Origin of the sequence: Bacillus pumilus (genome assembly GCF_024498355.1) — a bacterium.
Taxonomy (GTDB): Bacteria; Bacillota; Bacilli; order Bacillales; family Bacillaceae; genus Bacillus; species Bacillus pumilus_P.
On sequence record NZ_CP101833.1, the window covers coordinates 1,393,229 to 1,405,371 of the forward strand.

Consider the following 12,143-nt stretch of genomic DNA (forward strand, 5'->3'; position numbering starts at 1 on the left):
CTATCTTATGTAATGATTAGCTCTTTTACACCTTTAATCGGCCGAGTTAAGTTGGACTGATCCTCGAAATAAACGTGGATTGGTCCTTCTTCTGTAATAGGCTTTCCATTTTGGCTGAAATGAGCAATGCTTTCCATTGCCTTAGAAAGCGGCACAGCAATTGTTTCCGTTTCTGTGACAAATTCACACGTTGCCGCCGCATCAAGCGGTTCTGCATTTTTCAGCATGTCGCCAAGCTTCATACCGAAGCTGCCTGTGACGAGTCTTTCTTTTTCGTACTTCTTCTCTGTTTTTAAAGTGGGTGGAAGTGTTTGACCTTCTCTTATGACCCGCTCTTGGTCAAGCTCCTGATCAAGCTGATTCTCTTCACTTGCTGCGCTTTTCTCAAAAAATGAATCCATTAAAAATTTGCGGTCATCAAAAATCCACACACTTGGATCAATGGTGATCTTGTACCGTACGTTCCCCTTAATTTGAATAATGCTCATGTTCAAGACAACCCCTTTCCATCATAAATTATAGAAGTTTTCGCCCGCTTTGTCACTTTCATAAACATGCTTCTTTTTGTACACACTAACCTTACATGAAAGATAGGGAGGATTTTGGGTATGGCGTGTCGTGACAATGAAGAGCTTCAGCGAATTGTAGAAGAAGCAAAAAAAGTCGCCAAAAATGGCAAAGTAGCATCCTATATTCCCGCTCTCGGTAAAGCGGATCAGACAGATTTATCTGTGGCTGTTTATCATGTGAGTAATACATGCCACTCGGCGGGAGATGTAGATAAACGCTTTACCCTTCAAAGTATTTCAAAAGTATTAGCACTTGCGCTCGTGCTTTCAGAAGAAGGGCCAAAAAAAGTATTTCAATTTGTTGGGCAGGAACCAACAGGCGATCCATTTAATTCGATGATTAAACTTGAAACAGCAAGCCCGAATAAGCCGCTGAATCCAATGATTAATGCAGGAGCGCTCGCAGTCACAAGTTTAATAAAAGGTGCGACGCCGCAAGATCAGCTCAACCGACTACTTGCTTTTATTAGAGAGCTTGCAAATGACACAAGCATTACATACTGCAAAGACACAGCTGCTTCCGAATTTGAGACATCGATGATTAACCGCGCCATGTGCTATTACATGAAGCAATATCATATTATTAGAGGGAATGTAGAAGAGGTCATGGACGTCTATACGAAACAATGTGCCATCATGATGAACAGCTTGGATTTGGCGAAAATCGCTTGTGTTTTTTCATTAGACGGCAGGCATCCAGAGACGGGGAAGCAGATCCTTTCAAAAGATGTCGCTAGAATTTGTAAAACCTTTATGGTGACTTGCGGAATGTACAATGCAAGCGGAGAATTTGCCATTAATATCGGGATTCCTGCCAAAAGCGGTGTCTCCGGCGGGATTATGGGGGCAGCGCCATATGATTTTGGGATTGGCATCTTCGGGCCTGCGCTGGATGAGAAAGGGAATAGTATTGCTGGTATTAAGCTGCTTGAGCTCATGAGTGAAAAATATGAAATGAGTATCTTTTAACAACTCATGCCTTCTTTTTATTTTTACAAAGCGAACTGTACAAATCTGCTTGCAATTTTGGGCGTTTCGCTTTATGATAAATAGAAGAATTAGGTACTCGCCTGGGGAACGGAGGGATACTTTTGGCGTCAGAAATTTTAGTCGATCATCGGCAAAAAGCACTGTCTTTATTAAAATTGGATGCAGATAAAATTTTAAAATTGATCCAAGTGCAAATGGACAACTTAACGATGCCGCAATGTCCTCTTTATGAAGAGGTTTTAGATACTCAAATGTTCGGATTATCGAGAGAAATTGATTTTGCTGTCCGACTTGGATTAGTTGATCAACATGAAGGCAAGAAACTACTCGATAAACTTGAGAGAGAGCTTTCCGCACTTCATGATGCGTTCACAAAAAAATAATGATTGAAAACTCAAACTTCCACAACATAAGTTTGAGTTTTTTTGTCCTCCATTTCTTTTGATTGTTTGAGAAGAAACGGACTTGATTCTTTCATGAATGACGAACAATATAAAAGAGGTAAAACGGGATCAAACGGAGAAAATGTAGTAGAATAAGAACAGCTAAGAGGATATCAAGCAGAAGAAACAGACGTTAGGAAGAGGATTATATGTTAAAGAGAATGCTAAAATCGTATGACTACTCATTATTGTTCGCCATTATATTCATTAGCGCATTCGGTTTGGTGATGGTGTATAGCTCAAGTATGATAACATCTGTCATCAGATATGATGCCGCGCCAGATAATTTTTTTAAGAAACAGCTTTTATTTATGATTGTTGGGGCGGTCATCTTGATCTTTGCAGCCCTGGTTCCGTATCAGCTGTTTTCAAATAAAAAATTCCAGATCGGTATGCTGCTGCTTTCTGTTTTTTCACTCATCTATGTGTACTTTGGCGGTCACATTGCAGGGAATGCTAGAAGCTGGATTAAATTAGGACCTTTTAGTCTTCAGCCAGCAGAATTTGTGAAGATTGTCGTCATCATCTATCTTGCTGCTGTGTATGCAAAAAAGCAGCATTATATTGATCATATTTTAAGAGGAGTCACTCCTCCAATCGTGATTGTCTCCATCTTATGCGGCTTCATCATTTTGCAGCCAGACTATGGGACAGCCTTTATCATAGGCATGATTGCCCTTGCGATGATTTTATGCTCAGGCTTTAGCGGTAAAACGCTTGCGAAGCTGTTAGCACTATTTAGTGCGGTGATGGTTATCGTGACACCGTTTATTATGCTGTTTTGGGATAAAATTTTCACACAAAATCGTCTCGGACGTTTTGAAAGTTTCCAAGATCCATTTAAAGATGCAGGCGCCACTGGGCATCAATTGATTAATTCATATTATGCGATTGGATCAGGTGGTTTTTTTGGTCTTGGACTTGGAGAGAGTGTCCAAAAGTATGGGTATCTTCCAGAGCCGCATACAGATTTTATCATGGCGATCATCTCGGAAGAGCTTGGCTTTTTCGGTGTATTTTTTGTTCTAGCTCTGCTTGGCTTCATCGTCGTGAAAGGTTTTTATATTGCGAGAAAGTGTGAGGATCCGTTTGGAAGTTTGCTTGCAATAGGAATTTCCTCGATGATTGCGATCCAAACATGTATCAATTTGGGTGGTGTTTCAGGTCTTATTCCAATCACTGGGGTGACACTTCCGTTTATCAGCTACGGGGGATCGTCCATCATTTTATTAAGCGGATGTATGGGAATACTGCTGAATATCAGTATGTTCACTGAATATAAAGAGCGTTATAAAAAGAAAAAATCAATCAGTAAACCATCGCTTCAAAAAAATGGATTGCAGAAAACTTTGAATCTTTAGAAAACAAAAGTGTACAGTTTTCATTTCTTCCTTTATTATAGAGTACATATAAAATTTTAAGGGATATGGAGGAGTGAGAATGTCACAGAGAACAATTCAAAAGGTTCTAGTTGCAAACAGAGGGGAAATTGCTATCAGAGTCTTCAGGGCCTGTACAGAGCTTAATTTACGTACAGTGGCCATTTACTCCAAAGAAGACTCGGGCTCTTATCATCGCTATAAAGCAGATGAAGCATATCTAGTTGGAGAAGGGAAAAAACCGATTGATGCCTACCTTGATATCGAGGGGATCATCGAAATTGCAAAACGAAATGAAGTGGATGCGATTCATCCAGGGTACGGATTTTTATCCGAAAACATTCATTTTGCAAGACGATGCGAAGAGGAAGGCATTCAATTTATCGGTCCAACTTCTCAGCATTTAGATATGTTTGGAGATAAAGTAAAGGCGAGAGATGAAGCGAAAAAAGCTGGAATTCCAGTCATTCCAGGAAGTGACGGGCCAGTTGATTCGGTCAAAGAAGTCGAAAAATTCGGTGAAGAATACGGTTACCCGTTTATTATTAAAGCTTCACTTGGCGGCGGCGGCCGAGGTATGCGGATTGTCAGATCAAAAGAGGAGCTGAATGAAGGCTATGACCGTGCAAAGTCAGAGGCGAAAGCTGCTTTTGGAAATGACGAAGTATACGTTGAGAAACTGATTGAAAATCCGAAACATATTGAAGTGCAGGTGATTGGTGACAATCACGGCAATATCATTCATTTATATGAGCGTGACTGCTCTGTCCAAAGGCGTCACCAAAAGGTCATAGAAGTTGCGCCAAGTGTGTCTCTTACAGATCAATTACGTGAAGACATCTGCGAAGCGGCTGTTAAGCTGGCTCGAAATGTGTCGTATATTAACGCTGGGACTGTAGAATTTCTAGTCGCAAATGGTGAGTTTTATTTTATTGAAGTCAATCCTAGGGTACAGGTGGAACACACGATCACAGAAATGATCACAGGTGTCGATATCGTACAAACCCAAATTCTTGTCGCAAAGGGTCATGATCTCCATAGCAATGAAGTCGGAATACCAAAGCAAGAAGGCATCTTCACACATGGATTTGCCATTCAATCAAGGGTCACGACAGAAGATCCTTTGAATAACTTTATGCCGGACACAGGAAAAATTATGGCCTACCGTTCAGGCGGGGGATTTGGTGTACGCTTAGATGCTGGGAACAGCTTCCAAGGTGCGGTCATTACATCTTATTACGATTCATTATTGGTCAAGCTGTCCACATGGGCGCTCACATTTGATCAGGCTGCTGCTAAAATGGTCCGTAATTTACAAGAATTCAGGATTCGCGGCATTAAAACGAATATCCCATTTCTTGAAAACGTGGCAAAGCATGAGAAGTTTCTAAAAGGGGAATACGATACGTCGTTTATCGATTCATCACCAGAGCTATTTAATTTCCCTAAACAAAAAGACCGCGGAACAAAGATGTTGACTTATATTGGTAACGTGACCATTAATGGGTTCCCTGGTATCGCTGAGAAAAAGAAGCCTCATTTTGATAGACCAAATGTACCGAAGCTTCCTGTCCATGAAGAGGTTCCGGCTGGGACAAAACAGTTGTTAGATATGCATGGACCTGAGGGGCTCGCCAATTGGGTAAAAGAACAAAGCGATGTTCTTTTAACAGATACAACCTTTAGAGATGCGCATCAGTCTTTGCTTGCGACACGCTTCAGAACAAATGACTTGAAGAAAATTGCCCAGCCAACAGCAGGGTTATGGCCAGAGCTATTCAGTATGGAAATGTGGGGCGGCGCTACATTTGATGTTGCGTATCGTTTCTTAAAAGAAGATCCTTGGGAAAGACTGAAAGAGCTTCGTCAAGAAGTTCCGAACACGCTGTTCCAAATGCTTTTAAGATCATCAAACGCTGTCGGCTATACAAACTATGCGGATAATGTGATTAAAGCATTTGTCAAGGAATCGGCTGAGGCGGGCATTGACGTGTTCCGTATTTTTGATAGCTTAAACTGGGTCAAAGGCATGACGCTTGCCATTGATTCTGTTCGCGAATCAGGCAAAGTGGCTGAGGCAGCCATTTGTTATACGGGGGATATTCTTGATCCATCTCGTCCGAAATATGACCTTAAATACTATGTATCTCTTGCGAAGGAACTTGAATTCGCAGGCGCTCATATTTTAGGCATTAAAGATATGGCGGGATTATTAAAACCGCAGGCAGCTTACGAGCTTGTATCTGCTTTAAAAGATGAGCTGACCATCCCAATTCATCTTCATACGCATGACACGAGTGGAAATGGACTGTTCACCTATGCAAGAGCGATCGATGCAGGTGTTGATATTGTTGATGTTGCCGTCAGCTCTATGGCGGGGCTCACATCGCAGCCAAGTGCGAGCTCATTATACTATGCTTTAGATGGTCATGAAAGAAAGCCAGAAATGAACGTCAAAGCTTTAGAACGTCTTTCTCAATACTGGGATTCCGTCAGAAAATACTATCATGAGTTCGAAAGCGGCATGAATTCGCCGCATACAGAAATTTATGAGCATGAAATGCCTGGCGGTCAGTATAGTAACTTACAGCAGCAGGCCAAAGGTGTAGGTCTTGACGACCGCTGGAATGAAGTAAAGGAAATGTACAGACGTGTGAATGACATGTTTGGTGATATTGTAAAGGTTACACCATCCTCTAAAGTGGTCGGAGATATGGCACTTTATATGGTGCAAAATGATCTAACAGAAGAGGATGTCTATGAAAAAGGAGCAACACTGGACTTCCCGGATTCTGTTGTTGAATTATTTAAAGGCTACTTAGGTCAGCCGCATGGCGGATTCCCAGAAAAACTGCAAAAGCTGATTTTAAAAGGGGAAGAACCGCTGACTGTCAGACCAGGTGAGAAGTTAGAGCCAGTGGACTTTGAAGAAATTAAAAAACAATTCAAAGAATCACATGACCTGACGTTGACAGAACAAGATGCGATTGCGTATGCCTTATATCCGAAAGTCTTTTCTGAATTTGTCCAAACAGCAGAAAGCTATGGTGACATCTCTGTTCTTGACACACCGACGTTTTTCTATGGGATGAGACTTGGTGAAGAGATTGAGGTGGAAATTGAAAAAGGAAAAACCCTCATTGTTAAACTCGTGTCAATTGGAGAACCGAATCCAGATGCCACAAGAGTTCTTTACTTTGAGCTAAATGGTCAGCCGCGTGAAGTAGTGATTAAGGATGAAAGCATCAAATCCTCCGTTCAAGAAAAAATGAAGGCGGATCGCTCAAATCCAAATCACATTGCCGCATCGATGCCAGGCACCGTAATCAAAGTGCTTGTTGAAAAAGGGCAGAAAATCTCGCAAGGTGAGCATTTGATGATCAATGAAGCCATGAAAATGGAAACAACCGTTCAAGCACCATTTTCTGCGGTCGTAGATGAAATTCATGTTACGAATGGAGAACCGATTCAAACCGGTGATCTGCTGATTGTCTTAAAGCCTGAATAATAAGGGAGACACATCCATCGTGATGTGTCTTTTTTGAGCGCATTAAAATGTGCAGCAGCCTGCGAGAGTGATTACACTATAGAGTGAGGTGAAGAAAGTTGGAAATTGTCGTGATTTGGTTTCGCCGAGATATGCGATTGGATGATCATATCGCCTTATCAAAAGCGATTACATATGCAAAAAAACACGAGTATAAATTATTGGCTCTTTATCATCTAGATCCATTTTTTACTGAAATGGAACTGGATATAAACAACGAACATTTCTTTCAAAACTTGGCGCATTTCGTCAAGGAAGCGAGAGAATCTCAAATGTATGTTCACCTTCTCCATGATGATGTCCTGCGCGCCTTTCAGCAGGTCATGGATGTGTATGACATCAAAGCCGTCTTTTTTAATGAAGATGAAGTGGGTATCGGCCAAAGGCGTGACCAGCAAGTAACCGATTTTTTAGAAAAGAAGGGCATTCATGTATCAAAGTGGCAAGATACACACCTTCATGGGGCGAGAGACATTTTAAAAGCGGATGGGTCTCATTATCAAGTGTTCACTCCATACTATCAATCATGGCGGAAGCAAGAGAAGCAGCCTGTGATAAAAGTTGACAAATCATTTTTCAGTAGTGAGCATACGATTTGTGACGAGTCACTTTCGCAAAAAGGGGATAAAAAGCTACGAGGCATCATCAAGGGATCCTCAAGGAAATTTGATCAAATTGGTTCAGACAAAGCAATAAACACTCTGCACACCTTTATCCAAAAAAGACTGACGCGTTATCATGAGAAACGGGATATTCCGTCTGTTTTTGGAACGAGTAAACTATCGCGGTTCTTAAAAACAGGAACCATTTCTATCCGGACGATCTTTCATGCTATCAATGAAGAAACACTTTATGAAGACGAGGGCCGGGAAACCTTTATCAAAGAGCTGGCGTGGCGTGATTTTTATCATATGATTTTTGCGCACTATCCAGAGATGAAAGAAAAGGAAATCAATTCTGCATTTCAAGGGATGAAATGGAATGAAGATGAGATGCTTTTTGAAGCTTGGTGTAAAGGTGAAACAGGGTTTCCGCTCGTTGATGCAGGGATGAGGCAATTAAATGAAGAAGGCTGGATGCATAACCGCTTGCGAATGGTGACTGCTTCATTTTTAACAAAGGATTATTTGATTGATTGGAGAAAAGGCGAAGCGTATTTCGCAAAAAAACTCGTGGATTATGATGAGGCTTCAAATATCGGGGGATTTCAGTGGGCAGCCTCTGTCGGAACGGATGCTGTTCCTTACTTTCGTATTTTTAATCCAACGACCCAATCGAAACGGTTTGATCCAACCGGGGAATTTATCAGAAGATATGTACCTGAACTAAAACATGTCGAAGAAAAATGGATTCATGAACCAAGTAAAATGCCGATTGATGAACAAATGAAATCGGGATGTGTGCTAGGGGATGCATACCCACTGCCAACAGTCGATCATCAAGAAAGACGCAAAAAAGCCATTTCGCTATTTGAAAAAGCAAAACAACAATAAAAGAAATCCCCTTTCCGCATGGAAAGGGGATACAAACTTTTATCTAAATGGCTCTTTGCTTTCATATTTAAACCGTGCAATGAGTAAGCAGAAGTAGCATAGTACTCCAAACAAACAAGAAATAAAGAATGAATGAGCAAGCGCATAACCAAGTGCAAGGTGAGAATAAACAGACATCACACCTGAAATCGCTTGAAGTGTAATCAGAATGGCTGAAATGATCCATCCGTAATACAACTGCTTCTGATCTTTATAATGTTTAATGGCATGGAACATAGCGACAAATATCCATACGAATAAAAGAAGTGCTGCTGCTCGGTGAGACATTTGGACCCACTGATTAAAGTACGCTGGAAGTGCGCCGTCTTTTGAACAAAATGGGAAGACAGAACAAGCAAGGCTTGATTTTGTATGTCTCACATAAGCACCCGTATACACCACGATATACGTATATGTGATCAGGCCATAAATATGGAACTGCATTCTTTTTCCGATATGAAGCGGCTTCACAAGCTTTGTTTCAGATCTGGTTGCCTCAAACACAAGAAGGGCAAGCAGTAAGATTGAAGCAAAAGAAATCAGTGAAATACCGAAGTGCAGTGCCATGACAAGTGCGTTCGAACCAAACACAACAGCGAGTGCCCCTAACAGCGCTTGAAGCAGTAAAAATATAATGGACATGATGACCAAGAATTTGGTTTCACGGAATACTGGACTAATTTTTTTCCAGCATAAGATCGCCAGTGCCAGTACAAGAATCGTGGAAACCCCTGTTGACATGCGGTGACTCCATTCGATGATGGAAGCAGGGTTCATTTCAGGAAAGAAACGACCGTGGCAAAGGGGCCACTGCCGGCCGCAGCCAAGACCCGAGCCGGTTTTTGTAACGAGCGCACCGCCAATCAGAACGATCAGCATCACAAACGTTGTGACAACGCTCAATAGCCTTAAAGCAAATTTCATCAAATTATTTCACCTTCTCTAAAAAACTTCTGATACAAATGAAAACCTCACATGCTCTCAAGTTTAAGCCAAATGCGTGTTCTGTTGCAATTCATAATCATCAAAGTTCACAAAAAAATGATATGTTAGTTCACAAAGTTTACAGATTTAGAGTGCTTGATCTTTCTTTGACAGTCTGATAGAAATAGAGGAGAGAATATTTCATTTTGCACCGCCTTCTGAAACACACATCTATCCTAATAAATTCACGAAAAGTTCACAAATAACTTCAAGTTTGTCGTTTATTATTTAATAGGATGTTTTTTTACAGCTGTTTATCTTGTATGATAGAGTTGTAACGATTTTACGTTTCATTTGTTCGTTTGAAGGTTTGGGCAAGGGAGGTTATACACATTGGCAAATTCCAAAACAGCCGCGGAAGCAGCTATTCATGGACAAATAGAAGAAACAACAGCTTGGAAAGATTTTCTTGCGCTTATTAAAATGGGCATCGTCAATTCCAACTTCATTACAACATTTACTGGAATGTGGCTTGCTTTTTATTTTACAGGTATGAGTTTCCTTGGGAATCTTGATATTGTGCTGTTAACAATGATTGGTTCTTCACTTATTATTGCCGGTTCATGCGCCATTAATAATGCGTTTGACCGTGATATTGATATATTAATGGAAAGAACAAAAACAAGACCGACGGTTACAGGAAAAATTCAGCCGGGGCAAGCGTATGCATTTGGCATATTGCTTGTTGTACTTGGACTCATTATGCTTCTGATGACAACTGTTACATCAGCAGTGATTGGATTTATCGGTGTCTTTACTTATGCCGTCCTTTACACGATGTGGTCTAAACGCCATTACACCATCAATACTGTTATTGGAAGTGTATCTGGTGCGGTTCCGCCATTAATCGGCTGGACAGCTGTCACAGGCACAATCGACACTACGGCTTGGGTTTTGTTTATGATTATGTTTATCTGGCAAATCCCGCACTTCCTGTCACTTGCGATTAAGAAAACAGAAGATTACCGCAAGGCAGGCATTCCAATGCTTCCAGTTGTCTATGGCTTTGAAGTTACAAAACGCCAAATTATCATTTGGACAGCATGTCTTCTTCCACTTCCATTTTTCTTAGGTGGATTAGGTTGGCCGATTGTGGCACTTGGCACATTGCTAAACATTGGATGGCTCGTCATTGGCCTCATGGGCTTTAAAATGAAAGACGTCATGAAGTGGTCTACACTGATGTTCGTTTATTCATTAAACTACTTAACCATCTTTTTCGTTGCGATGATTATTATTACACTATTCTAGAGTGAAATACACTTTGATCACATCAAAACAATGGCTATATCTTATAACACAACATTTTCTTACAACTATGAAAGCCGCCTGATATTCAGTTCTATTTAGGCGGCTTTCTGTTTATACATAGATGGTATTTTGAGTAAAAACATCATTTTTTTATGAAAAGAGGAAATGTAAGTGCTTTTATAAGGGGCGGGGGTTATTGATGGGTGAAAAGTGATTTTATAAATAAGAGGTAAAAAGCGAAAGGCAAAGGAGATCAAGCAAAAGGGGTTGGGACAAATTATGATAAGAAAATGGCGTGTTTATTCACTGTTTCTCTTACTGACGCTCGTTTTAGCGGGCTGTGGTGAACCATACTTATCAACACTCAAGCCAGTTGGGGAAGTAGCAGATAAACAGTTTTTCCTAACGGTACTGAGTACACTCATTATGGTTCTTGTCGTCATTGTTGTATCGATCATTTTCTTTTACGTCATCATTAAATTCAAACGTTCTAAAGTGGGAGAAGATACGATTCCAAAACAGGTGGAAGGGAACCGTAACCTAGAAATTACGTGGACAGCGATTCCAATTCTTCTACTCATTATTCTCGTTGTACCTGTTGTGGCATACACGCTTGAGCTAGGGGATACAAGCGCTATGGATAAGAAAAAACGAGATCCTGAAAAGACACTTGTTGTGAATGTTAGAGCCAGCTTATATTGGTGGGAATTTGAATACCCTGATTATGGGATTGTCACAAGTCAGGAATTGATTGTACCGACAGATCAAAAGGTGTACTTTAAGCTGAAAGCATCCGATGTTAAGCACTCTTTCTGGGTTCCAGCGGCTGGCGGTAAAATCGATACTAATACTGACAATGAGAACAAATTTTATTTGAAATTTGATTCGAAACGAACGAAAGATGCAGGAGAATATTTCTACGGGAAATGTGCGGAGCTTTGTGGTCCATCACATGCTTTAATGGACTTTAAAGTTAAAACGCTTTCTCAAGATGAGTTTTTAGGGTGGACCAAAAAAATGGCAGATTACAAGAAGCCTACATCCACGTCAGACCTAGCCCTAGAGGGTGAAAAACTATTTAAAGAGAAAAACTGCTTGAGCTGTCACGCAGTAGAGCCTGGGGACGAACGGCCTGAAGCGGCAAGGACTGCTCCAAACCTTGCGACCTTCGGAGAGCGAACGAAAGTTGCTGGAATTAAAGACATGAACAAAGAAAATGTGAAAGCATGGCTGAAAGATCCAGAAAGCTTTAAACCAGGTAATAAGATGACAGGGACGTATCCTCAATTAAATGACTCAGAAGCAGATGCACTCTACGAGTATTTAAAAGGTCTTAAAATAGAGTAATATCTAGAGCGTATGTTCAAATGGATATGTGATCTATGTGAAGTTTTTGTTAAGAGCTCCCGAATATGTCTCTACAACCGAGAAGTAGTCACCTGTCAGAC

Annotated in this window: 9 protein-coding genes; 7 read left to right on the forward strand and 2 right to left on the reverse strand. The window is 40.8% G+C overall.

Going from position 1 to position 12,143, the window contains the following annotated elements; genetic code table 11:
• Positions 1 to 5: 5 nt before the first annotated feature.
• Positions 6 to 488 (reverse strand): peptidyl-prolyl cis-trans isomerase, encoded by a 483-nt coding sequence (locus tag NPA43_RS06995; protein WP_230031437.1) that lies wholly within the window; start codon positions 486 to 488, stop codon positions 6 to 8.
• 120 nt (positions 489 to 608) lie between these two features.
• Between NPA43_RS06995 and glsA the strand changes: the two genes are divergently transcribed.
• From glsA to NPA43_RS07020, 5 genes are all read left to right on the forward strand, one after another.
• Positions 609 to 1,538: a glutaminase A gene (gene glsA / locus NPA43_RS07000; protein ID WP_230031438.1), complete on the forward strand. Its 930-nt coding sequence runs from the start codon at positions 609 to 611 to the stop codon at positions 1,536 to 1,538.
• A gap of 122 nt (positions 1,539 to 1,660) precedes the next feature.
• Positions 1,661 to 1,942, forward strand: coding sequence for an Fpa/YlaN family protein (locus NPA43_RS07005; RefSeq protein ID WP_034318078.1), 282 nt, complete (start codon positions 1,661 to 1,663; stop codon positions 1,940 to 1,942).
• Positions 1,943 to 2,151: 209 nt separating this feature from the next.
• Complete coding sequence (gene ftsW / locus NPA43_RS07010; protein ID WP_099725972.1) at positions 2,152 to 3,363, forward strand: putative lipid II flippase FtsW; 1,212 nt, start codon at positions 2,152 to 2,154, stop codon at positions 3,361 to 3,363.
• Positions 3,364 to 3,442: 79 nt separating this feature from the next.
• On the forward strand, positions 3,443 to 6,889 hold the full coding sequence (gene pyc / locus NPA43_RS07015; protein ID WP_249705179.1) for a pyruvate carboxylase: 3,447 nt from the start codon (positions 3,443 to 3,445) through the stop codon (positions 6,887 to 6,889).
• A 98-nt stretch (positions 6,890 to 6,987) separates the two neighbouring features.
• The gene (locus NPA43_RS07020) at positions 6,988 to 8,421 is read left to right on the forward strand and encodes a cryptochrome/photolyase family protein (protein ID WP_256499526.1); all 1,434 of its coding nucleotides are present in this window, start codon (positions 6,988 to 6,990) and stop codon (positions 8,419 to 8,421) included.
• Between the two features lie 39 nt (positions 8,422 to 8,460).
• Here NPA43_RS07020 and NPA43_RS07025 read toward each other — a convergent pair whose 3' ends face one another.
• Positions 8,461 to 9,384 carry a COX15/CtaA family protein gene (locus tag NPA43_RS07025; protein ID WP_099725969.1) on the reverse strand — a complete coding sequence of 308 codons (924 nt, stop codon included), beginning with the start codon at positions 9,382 to 9,384 and terminating at the stop codon, positions 8,461 to 8,463.
• Positions 9,385 to 9,777: 393 nt separating this feature from the next.
• On the opposite strand from NPA43_RS07025, the gene cyoE reads away from it, so the two are divergent.
• The gene (gene cyoE / locus NPA43_RS07030; RefSeq protein ID WP_047201764.1) at positions 9,778 to 10,695 is read left to right on the forward strand and encodes a heme o synthase; all 918 of its coding nucleotides are present in this window, start codon (positions 9,778 to 9,780) and stop codon (positions 10,693 to 10,695) included.
• Between the two features lie 279 nt (positions 10,696 to 10,974).
• Positions 10,975 to 12,042: a cytochrome c oxidase subunit II gene (coxB, locus tag NPA43_RS07035; RefSeq protein WP_099726004.1), complete on the forward strand. Its 1,068-nt coding sequence runs from the start codon at positions 10,975 to 10,977 to the stop codon at positions 12,040 to 12,042.
• Positions 12,043 to 12,143: the final 101 nt, after the last annotated feature.